Raw genomic sequence first — 26571 nt, 5'->3', positions numbered from 1 at the left:
GTGTAATTACAACTGCACGAGGCTTCGCCCGTACCCTCATCCGCCCCTGCGGGGCACCTTCTCCCGATGGGAGAAGGGGGGGCATGCGGCGACTCCGCCGCCAGCGGCCCTTATCCTTTGGTCGTACACCAGTAGCGGCCGCATGCGTGGCATCCGCCACCAACGCATTCACCGCACAACACCGTCCCATTCCATACGCACCCGTAGCGAGGAATGGCAACAGGTGCGTGCGGTACACTTGGGGGTTCACGAATTCACGATGTCGACACACCCGCGGGGTGTGTCCCCCCGGGAGCGCTAATGAACTGGTTGAACGAAGTGCTGCACAACGATCCGAACCCGCTCGAGACCCAGGAGTGGCTCGAATCGATCAAGGCCGTCATCGACGTCGAAGGCCCGGAGCGCGCCCATCAGCTGCTGGAAGGCATGGTCGAACAGACCCGCCGCGCCGGCGCTTACCTGCCGTTCTCGCCCACCACCGAGTACGTCAACACCATCTCTCCGGCCAACGAGGCCAAGAACCCCGGCGACTCTGCGCTGGAGTGGAAGATCCGCTCGATCATCCGCTGGAACGCCATGGCCACCGTCGTGCGGGCCAACCGCAAGCCGGGCGACCTGGGCGGCCACATCGCCTCGTTCGCGTCCAGCGCCACGCTCTACGACGTGGGCTTCAACCACTTCTGGCGTGCGCCCAGCGACCAGCACCCGGGCGACCTGCTGTTCATCCAGGGCCACAGCGCCCCGGGCATCTACGCCCGCGCCTTCCTGGAAGGCCGCATCAGCGAAGCCCAGCTGGACAACTTCCGCATGGAAGTGGACGGCCAGGGTATCTCGTCCTACCCGCACCCGTGGCTGATGCCCGAGTTCTGGCAGACCCCCACCGTGTCGATGGGCCTGGGCCCGCTGGCCGCCATCTACCAGGCGCAGTTCATGCGCTACCTGGAAAACCGCGGCCTCATCGAGAAGTCCGACCGCAAGGTGTGGTGCTTCATCGGCGACGGCGAGTCGGATGAGCCCGAAACCCTCGGCGCCATCGCGCTGGCCGGCCGCGAAGGCCTGGACAACCTCATCTTCGTGGTCAACTGCAACCTGCAGCGCCTGGACGGCCCGGTGCGCGGCAACGGCAAGATCATCCAGGAACTGGAAGGCGTGTTCCGTGGCGGCGGCTGGAATGTCATCAAGCTGCTGTGGGGCGGTTACTGGGATGCCCTGCTGGCCAAGGACACCGACGGCGTCCTGCGCAAGCTGATGATGGAAACCGTCGACGGCGAATACCAGAACTGCAAGGCCTTCGGCGGCGCCTACACGCGCGCCAACTTCTTCGGCAAGTACCCGGAGACCGCAGCCATGGTCGCCGGCCTGTCCGACGACGACATCTGGCGCCTCAACCGTGGCGGCCACGACCCGCACAAGGTGTACGCCGCCTACAACCAGGCCGTGAACACCACCGGCATGCCCACCGTGATCCTGGCCAAGACCGTCAAGGGCTACGGCATGGGCTCGGCCGGTGAGGCGCTCAACCCCACCCACCAGACCAAGAAGCTGGACGACGCGGCGGTCAAGCACTTCCGCGACCGCTTCAACATTCCGGTCACCGACGCCCAGCTGGAAGACGGCAAGGTGCCGTTCTACCACCCCGGCGAAGACTCCCCGGAAGTGCAGTACCTCAAGGAACGCCGCAACGTGCTGGGCGGCTTCCTGCCGTCGCGCCGTCCCAAGGCCAGCAAGTCGTTCGTGGCGCCCACGCTCGACAAGTTCGAGCGCCTGCTCAAGGACAGCGGCGAGCGTAGCTATTCCACCACCATGTCGTTTGTGCAGAGCCTCAACATTGCCCTGCGCGACAAGGAACTGGGCCCGCGCATCGTGCCGATCGTGGCCGATGAGGCGCGCACCTTCGGCATGGAAGGCATGTTCCGCCAGATCGGCATCTATGCCCCGTTCGGCCAGAAGTACAAGCCGGTCGATGCCGACCAGCTGATGTACTACCGCGAGGACCAGACCGGCCAGGTGCTGCAGCAGGGCATCAGCGAGCCGGGCGCCATCGCCTCGTGGATGGCCGCCGGCACCAGCTACTCGGTGTCGGATGTGCCGATGCTGCCGTTCTACATCTACTACTCCATGTTCGGCTTCCAGCGCGTGGGCGACATCGCCTGGCAGGCAGCGGACATGCGCACGCGTGGCTTCCTGCTCGGCGGCACCGCCGGCCGCACCACCTTGAACGGTGAAGGCCTGCAGCACGAAGACGGCTTCAGCCAGGTCATCGCCGGCTCCATTCCGAACGTGCGTAGCTATGACCCGACCTTCGGTTTCGAAGTCACCGTCATCATGCAGCACGGCATGAAGGCGATGATGGAAGACCAGATCGACGAGTACTACTACATCACCCTGATGAACGAAAACTACGCACACCCCGGCATGCCGGACGGTGCGCAGGAAGGCATCATCAAGGGCATGTACCTGCTCAAGGACGCCGGCAAGCCCAAGAAGGGCGAGCTGCGCGTGCAGCTGCTGGGCAGCGGCACCATCCTGCGTGAGGCCATTGCCGCAGCCGAGCTGCTGGACAAGGACTTCGGCGTCACCGCCGACATCTGGTCTTGCCCCAGCTTCAACGAACTGCGCCGCGACGGCTTCGACGCCGAACGTTGGAACCGTCTGCACCCGGAAGCCGAACAGCGCAAGCCCTACGTCACCCAGCTGCTGGAAGGCCGCCAGGGCCCGGCCATCGCTGCCACCGACTACGTGCGCCTGTTCGCCGATCAGATCCGCGCCTTCATCCCGATGACCTACAGCGTGCTGGGTACCGATGGCTTCGGCCGTTCGGATACGCGTGCGAACCTGCGGCGGTTCTTCGAGGTGGACCGCTACTACATCGCGCATGCGGCGATTGCCGCGTTGGCGAAGGATGGGAAGATGACGGGCAAGGATGTGGCCCGGGCGATCAAGCAGTACAAGATTGATCCTGAGAAGGCGAATCCGGTTGGGGTTTGAGGCTCTAATCGGATGGCCACAAAGGGCGGCTTATAGCCGCCCTTTTTTTGAAAAAAATTCAGGCATCCTAAGCGCAATAAGCTAGGTAATAGAAATGGCACCTGACGGATCCCAACAAAAAATACGTAATGTAGCCACTTCACTGCAAGATACCTACTTGCCAACTACTCGCTACTACGGGAGCAAGAGGCGGTATGTGGGGTGGTTAAGGGAAAAATTCGATTGTCTGACTTTCTCTTCAGTTCTGGATGCTTTTGGTGGCACCGCAAGTGTGTCGCTTTTGCTTGCTCAGATGGGCAAGAAAGTTACTTACCACGACAGCTTTGCATTCAACTATTTTTCTGCAAACGCCCTCTTAAGCTCGCAAGAATCCAAGCTTTCGCGAAATGATTTTATTTGCATACTAAGCTCTATACGTGAGAAAAGAGGTTTTATTTCGCGAAATTTTTGCGGCCTCTATTATACCGATAAGGAAAATTCTTGGTTGGACGGGGCGCTGAGCGCGATAGCAAAAATTGGGCTGACTGGCATAGAGCTTGACGTTTTTAGATATTGCTTATTTCAGGCGTGCCTGCAGAAGCGTCCTTACAACATGTTCCACCGGGCCAACCTTGCTATGAGGACAAGTACGGATGTGCATCGAAGTTTCGGCAACACGACGACATGGGAGCGCTCCTTTTCAGAGCTGATGATTCGTGCTTACGATGAGCTTTTTCGTGCAAGAGCATGTGCAAAAAGTGCTACTGCCATAATGCCGCCAACGCGAGTTATGGATATAGAGCAGGGCTACGATCTCGTTTATTTAGACCCACCATATCTCAGGAAAAAGTCGCCGGAACGTTATTTAAATAGATATCATTTTCTGGAGGGCTTGGCTAAGTATGATCTTTGGCCGAAGTTAGTTGATAGAAAGAATCCATGCATGTCATTCAAAAAAGGGTATCTTGCTGAAGACTGGGAAGATTCAAAGAAATCCGAGTCCATGATAGAAGATGTTGTGATTAAGCATAGAAGATCCATAGTGGCGCTCTCTTACATGGAGGGGGGGATCCCTTCGATTCGAAATTTAACGCGAATATTCGAGGGCAACTTTAGTAGATTTGAAATTCATAGCACGCCAGCATGCTATGCACTTTCGAAGTCCACCAACACTGAAGTATTAATCGTGGGGAGTCCAGTGTAGTGAATTTATGGAATGGTAAATTTGAAATTAGGGCTCCGGCAATATTTCTTGCAATTTATCTTTTGCTCTCTTTCGGTCTTTTTGCACTTTATTACTTCTCCCTTCTGCCCAGCGACTCTGATCCACTTGTAACAGGCATTATTGCAGGGGCAGGAATCGCAGTATTTCAATTTTTGGCGGACTGGTTGGAGGCAAGTGATACCAGGAAAATAAAGTCTCTTAAAGTAACTAACGTTCTTCTTACGAGGGATGACGAAGCATACTATCGCCATAAAATAGAAAAGTGTGAGACTAATATAGATTTATTGGGTGATACTGCGGAGCGCTTCATGCGTGACTTCGCTGATGCAGCTTCTCCGCGGCCAGAGAAGAAGGTTCTAATTGCTGCACTTCTTCGTGGTGTTAAGGTGCGTTTACTTGTGTCTTCCCCGCGTTTCGACGCTGGAGAGAAACGCAACGTGCTAGATCAAATGAGAAAAATGCAGGCGGATTATCCAGATATATTCCAAGTCAGAAAATATGAAGGTGCCGCCAATCATTCAATTCTACGTATTGATGATTTATGTATCGTAGGGCCTGTCTTTCCAGGTATTCAGAGCAAAAACACGCCAAGTATTGAAATGAAAGTAAGTAGCCGGCTGGTGGCTGTATATCTTTCTTATCTTGAAAGTGAGTGGGCTAAGGCTCTCTCTATATGATTGAGATTAGAGTTCCGAGTCGCATTCATATCTCACTTCTCTCATTGAATGACTCGTTGGCAAGAGTAAATGGTGGTCTTGGTTTTGCTATTTCAGGGTTCGATACAATTGTAAAAGTCATTGAGTCTAAGGGAATGGAACTGCAGGACCTCAGACCTAGCCCTCTGCCCTTGATTGAGATTAAATCAATTGAAGGTGAGTTTAGAGATATAGCTCGGAATCTGGGCCTCAAAGTCAACGCCAAATTAACAATTTGTCAGGAATCACCTCCCGCCCATACCGGATTTGGGTCGGGCACTGCCTTACGCCTCGCTGCTTTAGAAGCGATGCTATTATTAAATAAAATCGAATTTTCTAGTGATGAGCTAGTTGCACTATCCGGGCGCGGAGCTACCTCGGGTGTAGGAGTTACAACATATTTTAAAGGCGGCTACGTCTTCGATTTGGGCAGAAAGTCTGACAATCTAGAATTGTGTTCATCTGATGCTGGCCGATTCATTGGCAAGCCCCCTTTAGTAGCGTGGCAGCAAGATTTTCCAAATTGGCGAATTGGTATATGTCTCCCGTATGCGAAGTCAGTCGCCATCGATGATGAAAAGCTTTTATTCAAGAGAATTTGCCCAATCCCGTTTAACGATTGTGCAGTTGCGTCGTACCATGCATTGTTCGGCGTCCATTCTGCAATTTTAGAAAACGACTTATTGTCGTTCTCTACAGCAATTAATGAGCTGCAAAATACAGTTTGGAAGTCTGCCGAATGGCAGCTTCACGGTGCTCCTATCGCAGAGATAACTGACAAGCTCGTGAGCGCAGGGGCCGAAGCAGTAGGGCTGAGTAGTGTAGGTCCCGGATTGTATTTTCTTTCTAAAGATATGGATTCAACTTTACAGTGCGCTCGAAAAAGTATTGACCCTTCAACGCGACTATTTATCGTCCGTCCGGATAATGTGGGGCGAAGGATTGTACGTGACTGATCTTTGGTTTTTAACAACTAGTGCAATTAAGCTTTCTCACTTTAGGCATCTTGCACGAGAAACTGGTATTTCTATATCCAGTTTTCACGAGCGAACCTTTCTTGCTAGTTATTCTGAGCCGAGGCTATTCGACCGAGATGTGTTATTAAGAAAAAGTTATGAGAGTGCTCTTGCACAATGGAAAAAGGCAGGGCTAGATGAAGACGAGCTCTTCTTTATAGAAGATACTTCGGTAATTATCGGCGCCCTAAGTAAAGACGCGGAGTTCCCTGGGCTTGACGTAAAGTTTTGGATGCGGAAGACGACGTTTTCGGAATTGGATTCATTGTTAAAGAGCGTAGGTAACGATCGTTCCGTCTCCGTCAGATCTGACATCATCCTTCATCTGCCAACAAGCATCCGCATAGCTTACGGCTATAAAAATCCCTATGTGCAATTCACCGGTATATCTCACGGGAGTATAGTAAATGAAGAGCGAGATTTTGATCTAAATCCATTGCGTCCTTGGCAAGATAATAAAACATTTAACAAATGGTTTGTTCCTGAGGGTGAGTTGGAACCGTTAAGTGCCTTATTGCCATTTGTCGCTGACAGAGTGGATTTCAGGAGGCGTGCGTTTGATGAGCTGCTTAAATTTCTAGAAAGATTAGGTTTGCCTGCAAAGAAGAGTTTTCACGAGTTAAGACCCAAACAGCCGGAGATTCCTGGAATACAAAACCGACCTCCATTATTCATAATTGTTGGACTCAGTGGTGCAGGCAAGACAACTTTAGCTGAAGGATTAGTAGCTAGAAGTGGTTATATGCATTTCGAAGCAAGCGATTTTATGAGATGGTCTTATTACGAGAGATTAGGCGGGGCTTCAGGTAAATCTATAGGAGAGTTTGCAAAGCTGGTTATTGAACAGGAGCCTTGGACCGTTCCAGAAAAGGTATTATCATGTTATGAAGCATTTGCAGATATGCCGGCTGTTATAACCGGATTTAGATCGCCCCTTGAGATATCGTATTTCATCGAAAATTATGCAAATAAAGATGCGGTCGAAGTTATATATTTGCACGCATCGCAGCGCGAAAGATATAAAAGGCTCAGGCTTAGGGCGCGTGGAGACTCCCCTTCGTCTTTGAATAAGCTCTCTGAAAAAGATCGGGAGCAGAAGGCTATGGGGTTAGAGGGAATTAAGAAGCTTCCTCATCATTATTTGGTAAATATGGGGGAAAAAGAAAATATGTATGCCAATGTTTTCGACAACTTTAATCTTCGGGGGCTAAGGCGTGTGAGTGCCTCTAGACGGTTTGGCTTTGCGCTACTTCAAGACGCAATTATCATGGCTATGGGAAGGGGGGGCGAACGAGAACGCCTCACTACAACCGAAATTTCTAAGCTTATAAATGCCCATGAGATAAGAGGTCTCGCTACACATAAAGATAACGTAAGTCGATATTTCAATCAAAGGAGAGGGCCTTATTTCGACATGGACGTGAGCGGCGGAAAATACAGGTATTCGTTGTCCCAAACAGGAAGGTCGTATTATGTTGCGCTAATTTCCATGGATGGAAGATTGAATGAGCGATCAGCTCCAAGCAAGAATAACGGGCAGCAACTGGATTTGCCGTTTGATTTATAAAATTGCGGTATTAGATAAAAACGGGGTCAGGTTCACTTATTGAATTACGGGGCTTAAATAACCGGGATAACGGGGTCAGGTTAACTTATCAGTCGATGGCGCTCTGCTTGCGCGGCCGATGAGCGGGCCTGATGCCCGCAAAGCGGCGGGTCTTGGCTTCGACCATTGCGCGGAAGGCGTTGTGGCCCAGGGCTCGCTGCTGCTGTAGATGAAGGCGGATGCTGGCGAGCAGTTCGTCGGAGAGGGCTTCATCGAGCAGATCATGGTAGGCGTTGGATCGCTCGATCGGGTCGCTGCCAAGCGCAAGCCAACAGGGATGTGGTGTCAGTGCGGAGTGCCTGCGCTGGCCTAGGTTGGCTGAGCAACTGGACCAGCGATACGCCGCCGGGTTGTCGGTCAGGCGAGCACGCACCGGATTGAGCTCAATGTAGCGATAGCAGCGAAGGACGTAGTCCGCACTGTCCACAAGGCAGGCTTTGTAGCGCCCTTCCCATAGCGTGCCGGTGCGCCCGTGGCGGCCATTGAATAGCGCGACGTAGTTACGCCCAAACCGTTGCATCAGTTGCCCGATCCGTCCCGCTGCAGGTGGCGCGGCAGTCGGGTGCACATGCAAAAACGGCTTAGGGCGCTTGCTGAAATGATCACGGTGCAGGTGTCGATTTCCCGCTATCAGTTCCCGCGAAGAAGTCGCTCGTAGTCGGCGCGCCTCTTGTATAGGCGCTGGCACTCGTCGCTATCATGGATTTTGTCGCCGACGGCGTCCTTGTATTTATCGCATAGAGCTACAATATGGTTGTTGTCTGGAATGAGTGGGGCGAGAAATATAACTGATGCCCCCAGCGCTATTCCAAGAGCGCCTATCAATAAGCTTGCCCAGACTTTTCTATTTAGTTTTGTGTGCTTTAGCAGTTGATTGACAAAATGATCTGCTGAAAATCCTCCCCACATTGCGGCGACAACTAGACACAAGGTCGCGAGATACTTGTTCCAATCTCCCGTCCGGCCAACCGTTTCAACGTGGTACGCCACTGCTCCGAAGCCAGCAAGGGCTAGTGCGAGTGCAATATTATGGCCGAATTCAAAGGTGTCCTTGATCCAGGCTTTCGTTTCTTCTTTTGAGTTTTCCATGATCATCCTTTTGGGCTGAGCTACTAGGTTCGGCCTAGATGCTGGAAAGTTTAGATACAAATTTAGGCACGTATCACAATTTGGTTGCAGTAACGTGCAGTAACGGCGTCAGGTTCACTTATCAGTCGATGGCGCTCGGCTTGCATGGCCGATGCGCGGACCTGACGCTTGCAAAGCGGCGGGTCTTGGCTTCGACCATCGAACGGAAGGCGTCGTGGCCCAAGCTCGCTGCTACTGCAGATGAAGGCGGAAGCTGGCGTGCAGCTCTTCGGACAGAGTTTCATCGAGCAGAGCGCGATAGGTGTTGGATCGCTCAGTCGCGTCGTTGCCAAGCGCAAGCCAGCAGGGCTGTGGCGTCAGCGCGGAGTGCCCATGCTGACCTAGATTGGACGGGCAGGTGGACCAACAATACGACGCCGGGTGTTCAGGCAGGCTTACTCGTACGCGTTGTTACAAGACCCTCCCTAAGCCATTCTGGGGCCCATGGCCTGATCTTGGGCTTCCACTGGAGACTGCGCAGCAGCTTGCTGGGCCAGGGCTGTACTGGAATGTTCAATCGTGGGAGGTTGCTCGCCTGCAAGTACCGATGCGCGGAATCCAGGAGTCGTTCCTGCGACGAACACGTCGCCGTCGCGTTCAATGACGCGGCTCACTTTTGACATGTCAGTGATCCCAGCTTCGTGTGCACGCTGAGCAGTGAAGGCGACCCGTTCATCGGAGATGTGCTGAGGCAGCTCTTCCCGTAGGCCAGCGAAAAGACGATTTCCAGCATGCCCTGGATCAGTCATTGCCTTGGTCGGAGGGTTCCTATGTTCTTGTGACGAGTCATTCTGCCCAAGTGAGCTACTTGATCGTCCTTCGTGCGCAGGTGCGTTTACCTCAGGCGTGGACGGGGACGTTGGATGTCGAGACTCCAGATCGCGAATGGTGTCGATCAACGCGTTGGGCGTTTCCACAGTGGGTAACCACGTTCCCGCGTCAATATGCTTCCCGGTGACGCGAGAAACCGTTTCGCTAGCCCACGAAGAACAGTTGTTGTTTAATTCCCACGTGACATTCTCTCGAAGCGCCTGGTCGAGGGCTTTGGTTTGAGCCGGTGACAGGTCGTAGTAGCGGTCTGCATCAGAACGCTGTGTTTTTTCCACTCCGGAACGGATATCGGTACCAGCCCCGTCATCCTTCACCATCGGATGATCGTCGGGCCACAATCCATAATACTCTGTGGGCGAATTGCCCCGTTTGACCGTAATCCAGGCATGGCCGTCGGTCAGGCCGCCCTGTCCACCCCTGCTATGTATTCCAAGCACAACGCGCTCACTAGCCGGTTCGGTGCCCATTTGCATCGCTCCTTGACTGAGATTATGGAGTCAACGTTTCTTCAGTGTCTGCGTAGACCAGTACGACCTTTTCGCCCCCGTACGGTACGGTGACCTTCGGTGTCCAGGGCTCAGCGGGTGGCAAGGCAGCCTTCGCCATGGCATCACACTTCTCTTTGATGCCACATCTGCGGATGGCGATACGCAATACGCCGCCCTCATTTACGAAATCAATACCGGGAGAATAAAACAGGCTTTCTGCAGGCATGTGGTACGTGATCTGAAGTGAATCGCCTGATTTTTCGATCTTGACCGGCTGAACATCATTCTTCTTGTAATCAGAGCGCATGTTTCCTCCTGCACAAGCAGCCAAGGTTGAGAGTGCGAGTAGCCCCGTAGCAAACATCAGTCTACTTTTCATATCCACGTTCATGCCCAGCATGGGATCTGACGAGGTACGTTAGCACCTGCTACCTCGGCAAGCTAGAAGTCAGGATATTAAAGCTCGCTCGCAGCCCCGCTTGGGTGTTAACAATAAGCCAGTAGATATGCAATGTCTCCATCGCAGTTTGGGCTCATTACTACGCCACGGCTCGAGCTGCAGCGCTTGACGGTCATCTACTTGTTGGGGGCGCTGTCTTGACGATTAGCCTCAGCCAACAATTGCTCGTAAGACTGCACGCGTATCCGTAGGCGAATGAGGTGCCATGACATCGCAAAGGCAAACAGTAGCGTGAAGGCCAGCACGCCCTGGATTAGGGTGATCTTGCTCAGTACCGTCCAGTCGCCCAAGCGCCAGTCTTTCAGCTGCAAGTAGAGGGCAAGCAGGACAGGCATGAAGCCAAGCTTCTCCATGCCACCGGTGAACAGGCCCAGGCGGTCGTGCATGTTGGTGCGACGATCACGCATGAATGCCTCGCGTCGACGCCGTTGTTCCAGCGGAAACCTGCGAAGCGCCGCGACGATCGATTGATACTGATGGAACTCCCGCTCCATCAGCTCTGCGTGATCCGCATAGGGGCGACGGAACCCCGGCCATTCGCGCTTGACGGTTAGCGCTGCCGAAATCAGGAAGCCTGTCAGCTCAGTCACAAGTCCGAAGACAGCTAAATAGCTGCCAGTTTTGCCGTCCAACAGAGCACCGGACAAGATTCCGACGCCGGCACCGATCAGGCCAATCGTCAAGCTCCAGCGCTCGACTGGGCCGGCGCGGCTCTGCTCGGTCACCTGTGCGTAATGGGCCATTGCTGAAGAGAGCGATGGAAAGCTCGGGTCTGTGAGCTTGATCGCTTCTCCATCGATGTCGGCGCTGTGTTCCGTTGCTACTTCATCCATTGAACTCACCTGGCTTCCCTCGGGGATCGCGCGTCCAACCAACGGCTGTGACCGTCAGTATTCCTCAGCTACCCATGCTGCGCTAGCACGCTACACAAACGCGTCAAACATCCTCCTCAGTTGCTATTGACACGCACACGCCGCACTCGCAATCTAGGCTCAAGGAGCGTCGAAACTCCTCAGAGAGCGGTACCCACCTCCGTCAAACCGGTGGGTTTTTTGTGCCTGCATCCTGCAGGGACGAGCCGACGCAATGCCTGCGTCGGGAGGGCGGCTAATACAACACCCGCAAGGGAAATACGCCCGCCGGCTCTCTGCGGTTTCGAACCTCCCGACATCCCGTCGCCGTTGGCGGCGGTTCTTGGGTTGTTCCAGGAGGGCGTTGCCATGTCTACCGCATCATCCACGCCGGCATCGGTGCCGGGTTATCTGTTGCCGGCCTCCACTCACGGCTTGCTGTGGGATGTGGGCGAGGTGCTGCGCCGGCTGGCTGCACGCGCGGCTGTTGAGCAGGCCAACGACGATCCCGCGCAGCAGTTGCTCAGCCAACCCGGTATGTTGTCGCAGGCCTTGCGCAGCCTGTCCGTACGCATCGACGTGGCGCTGCAGCAGTGCGTTGATGCACCCACCACCAACACTCGCCACCCGGAGGCGCCATGACACGCCGCCGCCGACCCACGGTATCTGCCAGTACACGGCCCACCCGCACGCGTACGCGTCCCACGCCGCCCAAGCGGGTGCAGTGGGTCGTTGTGGAACCCGACCGCACCAAGCTGCCACCGATGCTGCCGCCCGACCCGGAAGCCTCCCCGCAAGGTCCCGGCACGCTACGCGCACCCCGCCGCGCCCGCCGCCCACGCCAATGCACCGTTAGCTACACCCATTACCCCGGCGCCCACGACCATGCCGGCGACCAACACGTGCCCCACGTCCGCCTCAGCGGCCTATGGCTGGAACAACTGGGCTTTGCCATCGGCACCAAGCTACGCATCACCGCCAGCGCGGGGCGGTTGTTGATGGAGGTGTTGCCGCCGGTGGGGGTGCCTGCAAAATGACTTAGGACGCGTCGCTAGCACCGCTGGCCGCATTCAGGTGAATGCCTGTGCGCCGCTGGTCGATCTTGCAACCGCAGACCACGTGAGGCGGATTGCTGCCGCGGCCTGATCCGAGGTTATTGACGTGGTAAATTTCAGCGACACTCTTAGCGCAGGATCAGAGAGATGGCCCTTCACCTTGGGAAATCCCATGGCCGGCAAGTTAACCAAGGACCTAATGCCCTCCCTTGGGCAGCGTTGTTACCAGTTGCGCTGCTGACACTATGCACTTTTCATGCGGGATGTGCCCTCAGCACTCCACGCGATCAGCCAGCCGTAGCGGCTGCAAAGTCCTCCATTGAAACCAGGAGCAAAGACGTGACGGAACGCCTCAAGCAAGATGTGGATCGTTTGATCGCAACTGACTTCCAGGATGTCTCCGCCCTAAGTACTCAGCTTCAAGCTCAATTTGGACCGCGACAATTAGACGGAGAAAGAGAGCTTCGGGTAAGCGCGCAAGGCGTGCTGGCAGGTGAAAAGGTGGAGCGTGTTGAGTTAATTAATGCAACAGATGATCCATCGCGTGGGAAGTTGGTTATCGATTTCTCGCCACCTGGCCCGGATTTTATTGAGTCTCCCTGGGTAGACGCTATTCCTTATCCACCTCGTCCAGATGCGCGAGATTCCAGAGCCTATTGGGAGATGACAGTTAACGGCACCAAGGTCATCTTCGGTCTGACGGAAGACCAGTCGCACCTAAGCTATATCTCCATCAGCAAACTTTGAGATCAAGTTTGATGAATCAAGCAAAGGAAATGCGTGATGGAAAGTAATGAAGAACAAAAATTTCCACAGCCGAAACAGGCAGGTGCGCCATCCAATGGCGCGCTACCGGCTTCTCCGCTGAAGGATCCAGCATTAGCGCCTTTAATTGCCTCTTCGCCTACACTTCAAGCAGGCCTTTCTCAGTTCAAGCGCGATGGCATAGGCGTTGATTGGGGCAGCGCGGGTGGGGGCACTTACCTGGATCCAGGTAAGAAAGTAGTGATTGACCAGAACGCAGCTGGCAAAGGCGAACGGATCGCCAGATCACTATCGCATGAGATTGGACACCATGGGTTCGCTGAGCCTAAAGATTATTCTTACAAGCAAGCTTATGTGAACAACATGCTGCGTGGCGAAGCAGCTGCAACGCTCAGTAACGCACTAGTCCGACGTGAGATTCTGAATCATCAGGGGCCGGATATCGGTATTTCTGGAAGCGGCACGAGGCCACAGCAGTACGAGGCAATTGCAGATCAACAAATGGCAGGTCGCATCACGCGCGATGCTGCATTGAACCAGATTGCCCAGGTCTTCAAGACGGAACAACCTTCGGTTGCTCCAAGTAAGACGTACGAGCAATATTATGGCGATTACTACGACAAACACATCGTCCCCTGGAAGCTCAAACAGGGGCGGCCGGAACCCGGAGCCGTTGGCGACATCACTACTTCTGATGTGAAGCAGGGTGGACTTGGACCTGAATCACATCCGGCATCACCGAAGACCGCGTTGTTGCCGTCACAGCCAGGCCATGCGGACCACGCGCTGTACCAGCAGATCAAAAGCGGCGTGATGCAGCTCGACGCCCAACACGGCAAAGAGTGGGATGGGGCCAGCCAGCGCATGACCTCAAGCTTGCTCGCGTTGGCAAAAGAGGAAGGGCTGTCGCGGGTGGACCATGTTGCACTCAACAACCCCACGCTTCAGCTCTCCGGCGGCGATAAGGTCTTCGTTGTACAAGGCGCGCTCAATGACCCGGCACACCAGCGGGCACATATGCCAACGATAGAAGCCGTGCAGACACCTGAGACCCAGTCGCTCGATCGCCTGCAGGCACTCAACCAGACTCAGGCCCAGGCGCGCGAGCAGCAGCAGGCATTGGAACAGTCGCAGCAAGCCGTCTCACAGGCCGGTCCGTCGATGACGCGCTGATATTTTTCAAAAGAAATAGGCAGAGCCAGTCACCGTACCAAGCCTGGCGTGCTGAACACACCGACGGGGTAGGAAGTGTATGCGGATGATGACCGGGTTTCTTTTAGCCCTACCGTTGCTGCTTGGCACCAGCGCCGCGTCGGCTACTAAGGTGCGCCAGTCTGTTGCGTATCCACAAGCGCTTCAGGGCATATGGGACCTAGGCCCTCACGCTTGCAAGCTGCCCATGAATCCTGACTCCGATACGCCGATACATATCGAGAAGACCTGGTTGCGTGGCCACGAGCACCAGCAGACGCCCATATCGATCAGGCGTATTTCTTCTGATCCACATGCTTGGCTGGTTTCCGCTAAGTCGGATATCGCGCCAGATATCACAACTGATGACCTTTACATTCTGAAAGGCGACTATCTGGTGATCTCTGATGGAAAATCGGTTAGCCAGTATCGTCGCTGTCAGTGAGTTGAATGACAGCACACTCAAGATGACAGACATGAACACGGGTGACGCGATCGCCAACCGATCGCGCAATCTTTGGCCAACTGCAGTAACTAAATGGGATGCAGTGAAGGAACAAACCCAGCAGTAGTGACCAGATGCTTGTGCTTGAAATTCATCCGTCTTGCTCGCCAGTCAGTGCACTCACGCACCTCAGAACCATAGATCACGCACGCAACGCCCATCGGGCGACAGGTCGTCAAAGCTGTCCAGACCATCGAAGTGGTCGATGGCCAAGTGCGCGACGGCGTCTGGATCGGCGAGCCTGATGTTGACTGCCATGCGCCGGCTTCCGTCGGCTTCGAGGCGCAGCCCACGCCAGCAGATCACGCAGGCGCAGGCAGGGCAGAAGTGAATCTCTAGCGTGGGGTCTTGTTTCTCGGCACGGACATAGGTTTGCGTTGGCCCGTGTAGCGTTATGCGCCCGTGTTCAACGTCGTACGCCCAGAGTGCGCCGTAGCGCCGGCACAGCGTGCAGTTGCAAGCCGTGACCGCGCCCGGGTCACCGGAGAGGTGCCAGCCCGCGCTGCCGCAATGGCAGCTACCGCTGAGTGTGTCTGGTGCCACCTCGAATCCCTGTGTCCGTGCGCAATCGCCGCAATCTAGCAGGTTGGAATCCAGACGCGCGGGCCCGTCACATCGCACTTCGTCCGGGTGAATACAGTGGTTTGCGCCGTGAGACCGCTGGGCTATGTCGCCAATACGAGCTCATCCGGCAGGCGCGCCGGCCCGCACCCACTGAATCATCAAGGAGCAGCCATGTCTATTGAAGCGGATCAGACCCATGCAAGTCGTGCGCGTCGCACGCTACTACGCAATGCCCTGCTGACGGGCGCGGCGATGATGGCGCCGGGCACGGCTGCGATCGCGAAAGACGAGCGCCCGGCCAGCGGGGTGCGCGGTGATGTATCCAAAGGCACCGCCCAGTTGACGTTGGGAATGGTGGTGTTCGACGGCTTCCAGCTACTGGATGTCTTCGGTCCGCTGGATATGTTCGGCAATCTTGAGGGCAAGGTCAGGATCGTCATCCTGGGCGAGCGCGCTGGCATGGTCGCCAGCAGCGCCGGTCCTGCGGTTGCCGTTGACCATGCGTTGGACGCGGCGCCGCACATCGACATCCTGATGGTTCCGGGCGGCATGGGCACACGGCGCGAGGTGGGCAACACCGCATTCATCGCCAGCATCACGCGCCTGGCGCGTTCGGCGCCACACGTCGCCAGCATCTGCACCGGGGCGGCGCTTCTGGCGCGCACCGGTCTGCTGGATGGGCGGCGTGCCACGACCAACAAGCGCGCCTTCAACTGGGTAACGACGCAGGGGCCAAAAGTAGAGTGGGTGAAGCAAGCGCGCTGGGTGGAGGACGGTCATGTGTTCACCTCCTCCGGCGTCTCCGCGGGTACGGACATGGCACTCGCCCTGATCGCAAAACTGTTCGGCCCCGATGCCGCCAAGCAGGCCGCCGATATCGCCGAGTACAGCTGGAATGCGGATTCCACCAATGATCCGTTTACTGCCGCGATCGACACTGGGTGAGCAAAGCAGTGTTGCTGGTTCGGTGCCCATCACGCGCCGGCTAGCGTTACCGCGTGCAGCTGCGAGACATCTGTGTCTGCAAGCACTGCAGTTAGGTACCGTCTGGGCGCCTATGGCCGGCGATAGAAGCGCTGCGGTTCTTTGCGCATAGATTTTCGTCCGGCCCTACGCAATGCACAGGCAGTCGTCCGTAAATGAAAGGCGCCATTGACCAACGTCTTTGGCGCAGTTAGCGTCTCACTCAGCCTGGTACAAACGAGTAATCCATCCTTGCGCGCCATCTATGCATCTTTCGCTCCCTTTGCGAGCCACGCCAATAATCCTTAAGAAAAAAAGAGCAAGGAGTCTCCGTGCAAGTAACTAAACTTGGTTGCCTGACACTCGTGTCCCTCGCAGCAACAGCATGTTTCTCAGCTTCCGCTGGCAGTGAAACGAGTGCCATGTCCGGTGGCTCGCTCTGTGACGAGTCTCGTCGCTGGGGACGCATCGGCGCAACGCACGCGCTGCAAGTGGTTCCACAGATCTTCGAAGACGAGAATGGGCGTTTTTATCATTTTGACCTCAAAGGGCGAGGTGGCTTGGACCACCTGGATGCTCGCTGTGGCGTTGGGACCTATGCTGAGTGCGCTTTCACTGCAACGCGTTCAACAGGGGAGCGTTTCCAGTTTTCGGATATTTCGACATTTGGTCTTTGGGAAACCCAGCATGCGTATTACCTGCTCTACCGCGTCGTGACACCGAAGAGCGCGTCTGAAAGACGACAGCGAAGAGTCGTCCAGCTGGGCGATCCGCCGGTGGAAATATGCAATCAAATCGGCGACTATTCGAATCTCACGTAATGGTTTGAGCAGATCTCAATGACTTCTTGCGCATACTGATTTCATAGGTCTATAGGAGGGGCATGCGTCTTTCTTCAGCGAAGACGGAGGGTCTTCAAGGGGGAGGCAAGCGCTGCTTACTTCTGGTAAAAACGCCGATTGCCGCAGCAAGGAGCCGCGCCGGATGCCATTCGTTATTTTCCGTTCCCACGTTTCGATAGCGGCCGCAGTGGTGTTTGCTACCTTTGCAGGATGCGCCGTGACGGTGGCGCCGATCTCGCAGAAGCAGTTCTCCGATCATGTCGCGATGCTGCTGGCAGGCAGGGATTCGGCGGTGGTTGAAGCAGGCAAACTCACCGACTTCCAATGGACGACCCTGTGCTTCGAGCGCGATGACAGTCTGCTGCTGAAGTTCGATCAGGGTGGGAAGAAATCAGTTCTGCAGTTGCCGTACGAAGCGTTCTTCGTGGACGAGGGGCATGTGGAGCATTCTCTTGAGGGCGGCTGTGTCACGCCCTCCGATCACATCTTGATCAAGAAGAAATATCCAGGTGATCACGGGCCGATCGAGTTTCAGAAGGCAGCGCACGGCGCCTGAGTCTGGCTGTATCGACTCACCTAATGCACTATTCCGGCGTTCCAGCGCGGCGAACACGTAGTTCGCCTGCTGCATGATTCAACAGCGTCCGTTCTGCACCGCTGGCAGCGCCGGCCGATGCACTTCGCCACCGACCCGCCTCACCAATCCGTCGGCGCATAGTCCTTCAGGAACTGCCCCCAGACGTGCTCGCCGGTGTTGAAGCCGTGGATGATCGGGTCGACGATGCGGGCGGCGCCGTCCACGATGTCCAGCGGCGGGTGGAAGCGTTCTTGCTGCACCTTAAGCGCGGCGATGTCGGCCGGATCTTCGTCGGTGACCCAGCCGGTGTCGACGCTGTTCATGTGGATGCCTTCGTTTTGATAATCGGCCGCCGAGGTGCGCGTCATCATGTTCAACGCGGCCTTGGCCATGTTGGTATGCGGGTGACGGGTGGTCTTGAAGTTGCGGTAGAACTGGCCTTCCATCGCCGAGACGTTGACGATGTGTTTGTCGCGCTCGGGCGTGCGCAGCATCAGCGGCTTGAGGCGCGCATTGATGATGAAGGGCGCGATGGCGTTGACCAGTTGCGTCTCCAGCAATTCCACCGACGGCACCTCGGCCAGCAGCAGGCGCCAGGAATTGCGGCCGCGCAAGTCGACCTGCTGCAGATCCTGATCGAGACGGCCTTCGGGGAACAGGTGCTTCTGGCCGACCAGCTCGTCGTCCAGCAGCGCGACCTGCGACAGCTCGGCGGCGCGGGTGAGGCCGTCGGCGCCGTCCAGGCCGCGTCCGTGTACGGCCGGCAGCGCGGTGGCCGAGGCGTCGCGCAGCAGTTCGGGCGTGCGCAGGCCTTCGTAATGGCCCACCAGCTTGCGTACCGTCTCGGGCAGGTCATGCAGCGCGGCGGTCTCGCCGGCCATCATGTGCGCGTAGAACTGCGGCGGGCGGCGCACGGTCTGGCAGGCATTGTTGATGATGAAGTCCAACCGCGTGCGCGTGGCCAGCAACTGGCTGCAGAACGCTTCCACGCTGGGCGTGTGGCGCAGATCCAGGCCGAACACCTGCAGGCGGTGGCCCCATTCGGCAAAGTCGGGTTCTTCCGCATAACGCGCGGCCGAGTCGCGCGGGAAGCGCGTGGTGACGATGAGTTCGGCGCCGGCACGCAGCAGCTTCAATCCGGCCTGATACCCGATCTTGACCCGGCCGCCGGTGAGCAGCGCCACGCGCCCGCGCAGGTCGGCGGTTTCGGTGCGCTTGAAGAAGTTCAGCTCCGCACAGGCCGGGCACATCTGGTCGTAGAAGTGATGCAGCTGGGTGAACTTCTGCTTGCACACATAGCAGTGCCGCAGTTCCGGCGATTGCTGTGGCGCCTCGGCAGCGGCAGCACCTTCGCCATTGTGTGCATCGTGCAGGCCGGCGGCGTGCGGCGGGAAATAGTTCGGCGTGCTGAACACCGGTTTGCGTCGCAACGCGCGGATGCCGGTCTGCTCGAGCAAGGCCTCGGCCTTGCGGACCTTTTCCTGATGGCGTTCGCGCTCGCGCTGCTTGAGCAGTTGGCGGCGCGCCTTGGGCTCGGGGTGATAGACCTTGGCCACCACCTGATGCAGCCGCACGCGGTCGGCCTCGGAGAGCGTATCGAGCACGCTGCGGTCCGCGTCGATGGCCTCCAGCACATCCAGCGCGGCGCGCAGGCGGTCGGTGAGCGGCAGGTCGTCGGCGGGCAGGGGTGAGGCGGTGGTATTCAAGGCAGATCCGGGCAGAAGCGGCTGAAAGCCGTGGGTGTGGCGGCAGGCGGCCGGTGGGCAAGACGGTGCTGAGCCCTTAGAAAACGCGGGCGTTGCCAGTGAGTTTCCAGGCTGGGCGCCATTTTCGCCGATTGGCGGCGGCAGCGCCAATCCGGGGCCCGGGGTGGTGTCCGAGCGCCCCGAGGCGGCCGGCGTGTTGTGGCGTTGGCGGTCCGCTTCGGAGCAACACACGGGCGGGCATTTGCACCTGCTGCCGTGCAGCTGCAACAGCACTGAAAGGTCGATGCGCTTCGCGTGGATCCTGTGCGAGTCAAGACTAACAACGGGGCCAGTCAGAGGTGGGTTACCCTCATAGTCAGTTTTGCTACCGGAAATGCTGCTCATGCAGTCCGCAGTCGACAAGGATCAGTCATTCGCAGGTGCATTAGGGCGCCTGCTGCTTGATGCGGTTCTGGTGTTGGCGCCATTGGCTCTACCGCTTTTGCTGTCGCCACCGCTGGCATGGCTGTACCTCGGAGGGACGCTGCTGTTTGAGTGGGCCGAAGAGCGCGTCTTTGGTCGTGTCGAGTGGATGCCGCTCTACAGATTGGGGGCCTGCATTGGCGTCAGTTATGCCGTCGCTCAGGCTGCTCCATCGCGCACCGTCGCGCTGCTGGCGGGAGTGGCCGTCTTCGCGGTTCTTGTGGTGCTGGGAAAGGCATGGGAGAAGCTTGCGGGGCTTTCAATCGAACGCCCAAGCAAGGGCCCAACGTTTACGCGCATCGCAGGGCCCGGGCGGCCATCCGGATGCCCCGTTGACGAGTCAGCACCGCTGACGCCGGAGGGTGGAAAAATACGCATGATCGGTTGCCACGAAGTGCGCAATAGTGCTCCGCTGCAATACGATTATCTGTTTCCCGATGGCAGCGTGCTGTTTGGAGCGGGCGCGGTGCTGATGTTTTCTCCAGATGGCCGCTACTGCGTTTCACCGATGCCAACCACCGGTCTTTGGGGGCTGCTGATCTATGACCGGCGCGCACGCATCCTGTACCGTTTCACGCAGCGCGAAAGTTTTGTCGCGCTTCATGCCGTCACCGCGACCGAGATCCACGGCTGGGGTAGTCGCGTGCATAAGGACGGAACCATGCTGTGCGTGTTGATCGACGACGTGATCGCACATGCCTGTGCAGTTCCGATGGTGAACACCGGTGATCTCCTGGTGCCGGCCTACTATTTGGAACAGGTGCGCCAATTAGAAACGGGCGAATTCCCTCCTGCGCCGGCCGGCGGACCGGTACTGACCGTGGCGCCCTACCTACCGCAGCGTTTGATGGCGTTGGCCGATCCAGTGGCGCCGCTTGCAGACCCGTGGGTGGAGTTGATCGTCAATGGCGCAGCAAGTGGCTTGATTGTTTCGCGCCGTTATCCCCGCTTGCTCTGGAGCAGCGATGCACGCGGGCTGGTGTGCGTTGCCAAGCGCAAGCACTGCGACGAAGCGGCCAGCTTCTGGTACTGGAACGAGGCGGCGGGCTGGAGCTCGGTGGGCGGAGGCGACCGCGTCATGCCGATGCAGTAGCAATGTCATGCAGCGGATCGCAAGGCGCGGTTGGAACAATGCGACCGCTCCGTGTGCTGCGGTGTTCAGTTGCGCCGCCGTTGTGTTCGCCGATCACATGTCTTTGGAATGGCGTGCGCTACGGTAAGTGCGGACCTATTTCCGGGAGACACCATGGGCCTGCTGGTCGAGGGCAAGTGGCAAGACCGTTGGTATGACACCGACAAGAGCGATGGGCGATTCGAGCGTTCGCAGTCGCAGTTTCGGCATTGGGTGACAGCCGATGGGCGTGCTGGGCCGCATGGCGAAGGTGGCTTTCAGGCTGCGCCTGGGCGGTACCACCTGTATGTGTCGCTGGCCTGCCCGTGGGCGCATCGCACGTTGATCTTCCGGCAGCTGAAGGGCCTGGCATCGCTGATCGATGTGTCGGTGGTGCATTGGCTGATGGGCACGCATGGCTGGACCTTCGAACATGGCCCCGGCGTGGTGGGCGATCCCATCCACCATTCCAAATATCTGTATGAGGTCTATCTCAAGGCCGATCCGCAGTACTCCGGGCGTGTAACGGTGCCTGTGTTGTGGGATCGCGAGCGCAATACGGTGGTGAGCAACGAATCCGCCGACATCATCCGTATGTTCAACAGTGCGTTCGATGCGGTGGGCGCGGCAGAGGGCGACTACTATCCGGAAGCGCTGCGTGCGCAGATCGACACCATCAACGAACGCATCTACGACACCGTTAACAACGGGGTGTACAAGGCGGGCTTTGCGACCACGCAGGCTGCGTACGAAGAAGCCGTGGTGCCGTTGTTCGACACACTGGATTGGCTGGACACGCGCCTGAGCACGCAGCGCTATCTGTGCGGTGATCACCTCACCGAAGCAGACTGGCGCCTGTTTACCACGCTGATCCGCTTCGACGCAGTGTACGTCGGGCATTTCAAATGCAATCTGCGGCGCATCGCCGACTACCGGCACTTGTCGGGATTCCTGCGCGAGCTCTATCAGATGCCGGGCATCGCAGAGACGGTGAATTTCCAACACATCAAGGGCCATTACCACCAGAGCCACGCCATGATCAATCCCACCGGGATCGTGCCGATGGGGCCGGTGCTGGACCTGGATGCGCCGCACGGCCGGGGATGATGGCGGCCATGGTCGCTCGCAGTGGGTGGGCGGTTTACCGTTGCGCGCGGGTTGCCCTATGCTGCGCGCCCTGCGAATACACCGGAGTGTTGCATGCTGAGTCACGTCATGGTCGGGTCCAACGATATCGCCCGCTCGAAGACTTTTTACGACACGCTGCTGGGAAGCGTGTTCGGTGCGCCGGCCGCGTTCGTCAACCAGGCCAACTCCGGGCATACGCGGCTGTTCTATCGGCACGCGGGCAGCAGCTTCTGCGTCAGCGAGCCCATCGACGACGCGCCGGCCAGCCCGGGCAACGGCACCACGGTTGGGTTCGTCTGCGACTCGCCCGAGCAGGTACGGGCATTTCATGATGCGGCGGTTGCCGCAGGTGCCACCAGTATCGAAGAGCCGCCTGGCCTGCGTGACAGCACCATGGGGCCGACCTGGCTGGCATATGTGCGCGACCCGGATGGCAACAAACTCTGCGCCATCCATCGGCCGTAAGCCTTCATGTACTGCGGGCCGCGCAACGCGCTGAGGCGGCGCGGCCCTCAAGACAGGCGTTTACGCAGGCAGGGCGGGGAAACGCATTCGGATCGACCGCGCGCTCGGCACCGGCCCCGCGCAGTCCCTCGCTAAATGCTGCCTGCCGACGTGGCCTATCGGTCGCTCACTCTTCAGCAGCGCTACGCACGATCAACGTGGCCGCACCCACGGAGATAGCATCCTCAACCGCACCGGTGCTGGTCTGCCCGTAGCGTTCGATCGCGCGCATCCGCGCATTGAAGGTGAGGTAGGCCGCCGCGACCGCGGTGCCGGCACCCAGCAGGGCCGCAATGCCGCGCTGATGGCGCGGTGCCAAGGCGGCGCCGGCAATGGCACCGGTGGCGACGCGGGCCATCATGCCGGCCAGCACGATGCGGTCTGGCGCGGTCTTCATCTTGTCGCCCGCCAGCTCGCCACCTGCCAGCGCCAGCATGCCGGCAGACGCCAGTGGGTTGGCGAGCAGCCGCGGAGCGCCATTGTCGCGCGGCAGGGTGCCGGTGCGTGCCGCATTGGCGACCGCGGCAAGCGGGGTCATCGAGCGCATGCCAGCGACGGCGCCCATCAAAATCGAATGAATCAGAGCCATGTGCACCTCTGCAGGTACGCATCGACGTGCTCCGCCATGGAGCCCGCAGGCGCGCATCAGGTTATTGGTGCTCAGAGCCTAGGAGGTCAGATGTGTGCGAGATGGCAAGGCAGTGCCAGGGCGATGCGACACAGGTGGTGCAGGACAACGTTGTGTCCGTCTGGCGGCTGATATCTGCCGCACCATGGTGATGGTATGCAGGCACCGCGCCGCTGTGGTGCGTGGCAGGCGCCACCACGCTGCATCACCTTGTGGGCGCTGCAGCGTGGCGGATGCGCATCAGGGCTGCTTCGCAAACCGGCCTGCGCGCCACGCCATTGCCAGCACGGCAAGGCCGACCGCCAGGCAGATCAGTACGCCAGGCAACGACGCTTCCGGGCCAAACGCACCGCCGGTGAGCCATTCGGGAAATCCCGGGCGGGCCGTGCTACGCGCGATGGCCGGGCCCATGTCGGTGCCGGAGACGGCTGCGCCAAACAGATAGCCCTGGGTGAAGTTCCAGGCGATATGTACGCCGATCGACATCCACACGCGGCCGGTCAGGGCATAGAACGCGCCCAGCAAAATGCCGGCTTCCAGCGCGATGCAGATCGCTGCGAATGCCGTGGCGTGCGGATTGGCGATATGGCCGAAACCGAACAGCGCGGCGGACGCGGCGAAGGCGATCCACGGCCCAAACGCGCGCCAGACCAGGCGCAGGAAAATCGCGCGGAACATCAGCTCTTCGATCACACCCGCCTGCAATGCCTTGCGCATCGCAGTCCATGCCGGCGCCATGCCCAGGGACTGGATGTCGTACAGCCCGAACACCGCCATGATGCCCATGACCGAGGCGAACATCGCCGCGCCGATCAGCAGGCCGAGAAGCACGTGCGGCACCATCGGCCGCACCGCGAGCTCGCTGGCGCGTCGCCCTTCGGCCAGGCGCACCGCAAGCACGTACACGCCCAGGCCCACCGCGATACCCACCAGGCTGGCCAGCAGCTGCAGCGGGCCGGACTCCTTGGGCAGCAGGCCGCTGACGAACCGGCCGCTCATGGGCGCCAGCGTGGCAACCACCACCAGCAACACCACCGCCCAGGCGATGGCGCGAAGCCAGCGCAGGCGCCCGGGATGCAGGAACTTGCGCTCACCCAGTTCGATCGGGCGGCTCATCTGTCTGGTCGTGGCCAAGGACTGTCCGGCAACCGATTGCGTTGATGCGTGCATGTACGACTCCATGTGGTGTGGTTGCTAGCGGGTGGTGGAGCGGGATGACGCGTTGGATGCGTCTGCAATCCGGGTGGAAAACGCACGCTGGTTCAGCGCGTCGATGGCCTCACTGAGAATGCGGGACAGCGGGACGGACAACTCTGCATCGAGCTGCGCGGCGGCGGCATTGGTCGCGGCCCATTGCCGCTCCAGCGCGGGAATCATCTTTTTCGCCTTGGGCGTCAGCACGACGATGCGTTCGCGCGCATCCGTGCCTGGTTTCAAGGCAACGAGACGGTGCGTGGTCATCTGCGCCACCGTCTGGCTGGCGGCCGAATGGCTGATGCCGATCTCCTGCGCGAGCACCTTGATGGGAACCGGGCCCACACGCAGCAGGGCGCGTAACACGGGGGTATAGCGTGGCCGCCAGGTTAGCCCCGCAGCCGCGTAGACACCTTCCAGATCACCATCGAGCCGCTCGATGAGTTGCCGGACCAGGGTGCCAAGGGTAGGTGCAGGTGGGGTCATGGCCGAAATGTATAAGCGCTGTTGTAATTGCGCCTGTGCCAGAAGTATTGGCATCTGCCAGCGCTAGCGGCGGGTCGGGTAAGGCTTCGGCGCTGCCGCTGCATGACATTGCGGGATCGCGCGAACCAATGTGGGGCGTGTCGATGGATGCGCTGATCGGTTTTGGACTGCCGGCTGCGGAGAGGGTTGGCGCGCGCATCATACGCTGGCGCCGCCGCACCAAGTGGGTCAGCAGCGATGCAACGATCAAGACGCACTCTTACGCAGCAGCGCTACGCTGTTCCGCGCATGGCCATGCTGCGGAGCATGTGGTCTTGATGGTTTTGGCTTGCCGGGGTCAGTTAGTCACTTCGTCGCCATACACCCACTGCGCGAACAGTGCTGAAAGATCGCGCCCGCTGGCGTGCTCCATTGCTCCCTGAAGATCGTGGCTGACGACGGTTCTGCCCACGTTCTTGCGGGTGTAACGGCGCATACCCGCCCAAAACCCCTGCTCACCCAGCGTCTGCCGCAAGTGCGCCATGAACAGCGCGCCTTTGCTGTACTGCACGGCGCGGCGGACACGTAACGAGGGGTACTCACCTGACCAGGCCAGCGGTTTGTCGAAGCCGGCGTCACGGGCGATGGCAAGCCGGCGGCGTGCTTCATCCAGCTCCTGCTGGTAGGCCGCTTCGCCAAAGGCATGTTGCTTCCAGGCGGCGACCATGAACGTGGTGATGCCCTCGTTCAACCAGAAGTCTTGCCACGATGCGCAGGTGACAAGGTTTCCCCACCACTGATGCGCCATCTCATGCGCGATGATCCATGACGAAGCGGGATCTTGCTGCTCGTCCTGCAGGGCTTGCACGCCAATGAGCGAGAAGGTGGCCGCCTCCTGCGCCTCCTGTCCGGGCACAAGCAGCTGGGTGTAACGACCATCCGGGAGCGATACGCCTGCCGCCTGCGCAAAAAATGCCGCAATGGAGGGTGTCTGTTGGAATGCGGCTGCCAGGTTCGCACCTTGACCTGCGCCATCGAGATAGACGAACGTCCCGGCCGTGGTTTTGGATGACTGCTGCGAGAAGGTGCCAACCGCAAAGCCGAACAGATAGGCCGAATACGGCCTGGTAGCGCGCCAGCGGTGCAGCACCAGGCCGTTCGGAAGCACCTTCTGGGGCAAGCCTGCGCCGATGCTCAACGTATCGATGCCGGCAGGCACGAACAGATCCAAAGCGAAAGACGCTTTCTGCCCGGGGCTGTCCTGCAGGCAGACCATCCAGTCGCACGCGAAATAACTGGTGTAGAAGCCACTGGCCGCGCGAACAACACCCTGCGCCGGCACGCCGACGATCTTGAAGGTGAGCGACGCGCGGGCGCCTTTGGCAAGCGCGGTGGGCAACGCAAACGTGATGCCATCGGTGGTGCTGGTCACTGCGATCGGCTGACCATTCAGTTCGGCCGAGAGGATCTGCAGTGCATTAGGCGAAAACGTCAGCTGGGTGAGGTGGTCGGAGGTGCTGCGTAGACGAATGCGCTGCACGCCGGAAAGCGCGGTGGTGGTGAGATCCGGGCGCAGTTGCAGCTGATAGCCCTCGACCTCGAACCCTGCGCCTGGCAGTGTCGGCGCTGCCGCCATCAGCGAAG

General features: G+C 58.4%; 27 protein-coding genes. 16 read left to right on the top strand and 11 right to left on the bottom strand.

Going from position 1 to position 26571, the window contains the following annotated elements; all coding sequences use genetic code 11:
- Positions 1 to 300 precede the first annotated feature (300 nt).
- The 5 genes from aceE to QRM89_RS09320 all read left to right on the top strand — a co-directional run bounded on the left by aceE (position 301) and on the right by QRM89_RS09320 (position 7470).
- Positions 301 to 2988 (top strand): pyruvate dehydrogenase (acetyl-transferring), homodimeric type, encoded by a 2688-nt coding sequence (gene aceE / locus QRM89_RS09340; protein WP_285447866.1) that lies wholly within the window; start codon positions 301 to 303, stop codon positions 2986 to 2988.
- 94 nt (positions 2989 to 3082) lie between these two features.
- Positions 3083 to 4171, top strand: a complete 1089-nt coding sequence (locus tag QRM89_RS09335) for a DNA adenine methylase (RefSeq protein ID WP_285447865.1) — start codon at positions 3083 to 3085, stop codon at positions 4169 to 4171.
- On the top strand, positions 4171 to 4869 hold the full coding sequence (locus QRM89_RS09330) for a hypothetical protein (protein ID WP_285447864.1): 699 nt from the start codon (positions 4171 to 4173) through the stop codon (positions 4867 to 4869). Before QRM89_RS09335 ends, QRM89_RS09330 begins: the two co-directional genes overlap by 1 nt.
- Positions 4866 to 5843, top strand: a complete 978-nt coding sequence (locus QRM89_RS09325; protein WP_285447863.1) for a beta-ribofuranosylaminobenzene 5'-phosphate synthase family protein — start codon at positions 4866 to 4868, stop codon at positions 5841 to 5843. Before QRM89_RS09330 ends, QRM89_RS09325 begins: the two co-directional genes overlap by 4 nt.
- Positions 5836 to 7470 carry a non-canonical purine NTP pyrophosphatase gene (locus QRM89_RS09320; protein ID WP_285447862.1) on the top strand — a complete coding sequence of 545 codons (1635 nt, stop codon included), beginning with the start codon at positions 5836 to 5838 and terminating at the stop codon, positions 7468 to 7470. The genes QRM89_RS09325 and QRM89_RS09320 overlap by 8 nt, the downstream gene beginning before the upstream one ends.
- A gap of 88 nt (positions 7471 to 7558) precedes the next feature.
- Here the strand turns inward: QRM89_RS09320 and QRM89_RS09315 are convergent, their stop codons facing one another.
- The 5 genes from QRM89_RS09315 to QRM89_RS09295 form a co-directional block, all read right to left on the bottom strand.
- Complete coding sequence (locus QRM89_RS09315) at positions 7559 to 8029, bottom strand: transposase (RefSeq protein WP_285447861.1); 471 nt, start codon at positions 8027 to 8029, stop codon at positions 7559 to 7561.
- Positions 8030 to 8139: 110 nt separating this feature from the next.
- Positions 8140 to 8598: a hypothetical protein gene (locus tag QRM89_RS09310; protein WP_153065290.1), complete on the bottom strand. Its 459-nt coding sequence runs from the start codon at positions 8596 to 8598 to the stop codon at positions 8140 to 8142.
- 464 nt (positions 8599 to 9062) lie between these two features.
- Positions 9063 to 9935, bottom strand: a complete 873-nt coding sequence (locus QRM89_RS09305; RefSeq protein WP_285447860.1) for a hypothetical protein — start codon at positions 9933 to 9935, stop codon at positions 9063 to 9065.
- A 22-nt stretch (positions 9936 to 9957) separates the two neighbouring features.
- Positions 9958 to 10263 (bottom strand): hypothetical protein, encoded by a 306-nt coding sequence (locus QRM89_RS09300; RefSeq protein WP_029218856.1) that lies wholly within the window; start codon positions 10261 to 10263, stop codon positions 9958 to 9960.
- 269 nt (positions 10264 to 10532) lie between these two features.
- Positions 10533 to 11249 (bottom strand): hypothetical protein, encoded by a 717-nt coding sequence (locus QRM89_RS09295; protein WP_237384880.1) that lies wholly within the window; start codon positions 11247 to 11249, stop codon positions 10533 to 10535.
- 387 nt (positions 11250 to 11636) lie between these two features.
- Between QRM89_RS09295 and QRM89_RS09290 the strand changes: the two genes are divergently transcribed.
- From QRM89_RS09290 to QRM89_RS09270, 5 genes are all read left to right on the top strand, one after another.
- A complete protein-coding gene (locus QRM89_RS09290) occupies positions 11637 to 11909 on the top strand; it encodes a hypothetical protein (protein ID WP_285447859.1) in 273 nt (90 codons plus the stop codon).
- On the top strand, positions 11906 to 12304 hold the full coding sequence (locus QRM89_RS09285; protein ID WP_285447858.1) for a SymE family type I addiction module toxin: 399 nt from the start codon (positions 11906 to 11908) through the stop codon (positions 12302 to 12304). The genes QRM89_RS09290 and QRM89_RS09285 overlap by 4 nt, the downstream gene beginning before the upstream one ends.
- A 357-nt stretch (positions 12305 to 12661) precedes the next feature.
- Positions 12662 to 13069, top strand: coding sequence for a hypothetical protein (locus QRM89_RS09280; RefSeq protein WP_285447857.1), 408 nt, complete (start codon positions 12662 to 12664; stop codon positions 13067 to 13069).
- A 36-nt stretch (positions 13070 to 13105) separates the two neighbouring features.
- The gene (locus QRM89_RS09275; RefSeq protein WP_285447856.1) at positions 13106 to 14260 is read left to right on the top strand and encodes an XVIPCD domain-containing protein; all 1155 of its coding nucleotides are present in this window, start codon (positions 13106 to 13108) and stop codon (positions 14258 to 14260) included.
- A gap of 226 nt (positions 14261 to 14486) precedes the next feature.
- Positions 14487 to 14723: a hypothetical protein gene (locus tag QRM89_RS09270; protein WP_285447855.1), complete on the top strand. Its 237-nt coding sequence runs from the start codon at positions 14487 to 14489 to the stop codon at positions 14721 to 14723.
- Between the two features lie 189 nt (positions 14724 to 14912).
- Here QRM89_RS09270 and QRM89_RS09265 read toward each other — a convergent pair whose 3' ends face one another.
- Positions 14913 to 15041: a hypothetical protein gene (locus QRM89_RS09265; RefSeq protein WP_275128711.1), complete on the bottom strand. Its 129-nt coding sequence runs from the start codon at positions 15039 to 15041 to the stop codon at positions 14913 to 14915.
- Between the two features lie 477 nt (positions 15042 to 15518).
- Here QRM89_RS09265 and QRM89_RS09260 point away from each other — a divergent pair, with 477 nt between their 5' ends.
- The 3 genes from QRM89_RS09260 (at position 15519) to QRM89_RS09250 (ending at position 17708) form a co-directional block, all read left to right on the top strand.
- A complete protein-coding gene (locus QRM89_RS09260; RefSeq protein WP_285447854.1) occupies positions 15519 to 16292 on the top strand; it encodes a DJ-1/PfpI family protein in 774 nt (257 codons plus the stop codon).
- Positions 16293 to 16732: 440 nt separating this feature from the next.
- Positions 16733 to 17131: a hypothetical protein gene (locus QRM89_RS09255; RefSeq protein WP_285447853.1), complete on the top strand. Its 399-nt coding sequence runs from the start codon at positions 16733 to 16735 to the stop codon at positions 17129 to 17131.
- Positions 17132 to 17369: 238 nt separating this feature from the next.
- Positions 17370 to 17708, top strand: coding sequence for a hypothetical protein (locus tag QRM89_RS09250; protein WP_343237678.1), 339 nt, complete (start codon positions 17370 to 17372; stop codon positions 17706 to 17708).
- Between the two features lie 140 nt (positions 17709 to 17848).
- Here the strand turns inward: QRM89_RS09250 and QRM89_RS09245 are convergent, their stop codons facing one another.
- Entirely contained in the window at positions 17849 to 19435 is a 1587-nt protein-coding gene (locus QRM89_RS09245) for an SDR family oxidoreductase (protein ID WP_285447851.1), read from the bottom strand.
- A 382-nt stretch (positions 19436 to 19817) separates the two neighbouring features.
- Here QRM89_RS09245 and QRM89_RS09240 point away from each other — a divergent pair, with 382 nt between their 5' ends.
- The 3 genes from QRM89_RS09240 (at position 19818) to QRM89_RS09230 (ending at position 22601) form a co-directional block, all read left to right on the top strand.
- A complete protein-coding gene (locus QRM89_RS09240) occupies positions 19818 to 20990 on the top strand; it encodes a hypothetical protein (protein ID WP_285447850.1) in 1173 nt (390 codons plus the stop codon).
- A 153-nt stretch (positions 20991 to 21143) separates the two neighbouring features.
- Positions 21144 to 22115, top strand: coding sequence for a glutathione S-transferase family protein (locus QRM89_RS09235; protein ID WP_285447849.1), 972 nt, complete (start codon positions 21144 to 21146; stop codon positions 22113 to 22115).
- A gap of 93 nt (positions 22116 to 22208) precedes the next feature.
- Positions 22209 to 22601, top strand: coding sequence for a VOC family protein (locus QRM89_RS09230; protein ID WP_012437278.1), 393 nt, complete (start codon positions 22209 to 22211; stop codon positions 22599 to 22601).
- A gap of 166 nt (positions 22602 to 22767) precedes the next feature.
- Here QRM89_RS09230 and QRM89_RS09225 read toward each other — a convergent pair whose 3' ends face one another.
- The 4 genes from QRM89_RS09225 to QRM89_RS09210 form a co-directional block, all read right to left on the bottom strand.
- Complete coding sequence (locus QRM89_RS09225; RefSeq protein WP_019237241.1) at positions 22768 to 23229, bottom strand: DUF4126 family protein; 462 nt, start codon at positions 23227 to 23229, stop codon at positions 22768 to 22770.
- 279 nt (positions 23230 to 23508) lie between these two features.
- Entirely contained in the window at positions 23509 to 24384 is an 876-nt protein-coding gene (locus QRM89_RS09220) for a CPBP family intramembrane glutamic endopeptidase (RefSeq protein ID WP_285447848.1), read from the bottom strand.
- Between the two features lie 78 nt (positions 24385 to 24462).
- The gene (locus QRM89_RS09215) at positions 24463 to 24948 is read right to left on the bottom strand and encodes a helix-turn-helix domain-containing protein (protein ID WP_043921970.1); all 486 of its coding nucleotides are present in this window, start codon (positions 24946 to 24948) and stop codon (positions 24463 to 24465) included.
- Positions 24949 to 25285: 337 nt separating this feature from the next.
- Positions 25286 to 26563 carry a M1 family aminopeptidase gene (locus tag QRM89_RS09210; RefSeq protein ID WP_285447847.1) on the bottom strand — a complete coding sequence of 426 codons (1278 nt, stop codon included), beginning with the start codon at positions 26561 to 26563 and terminating at the stop codon, positions 25286 to 25288.
- Positions 26564 to 26571: the final 8 nt, after the last annotated feature.

It is taken from the genome of Xanthomonas sp. LMC-A-07, from assembly GCF_030208825.1.
GTDB lineage: Bacteria > Pseudomonadota > Gammaproteobacteria > Xanthomonadales > Xanthomonadaceae > Xanthomonas > Xanthomonas campestris.
Note: the sequence above shows the minus strand (reverse complement) of the source record. Positions and strands in the feature narration are given on the sequence as shown.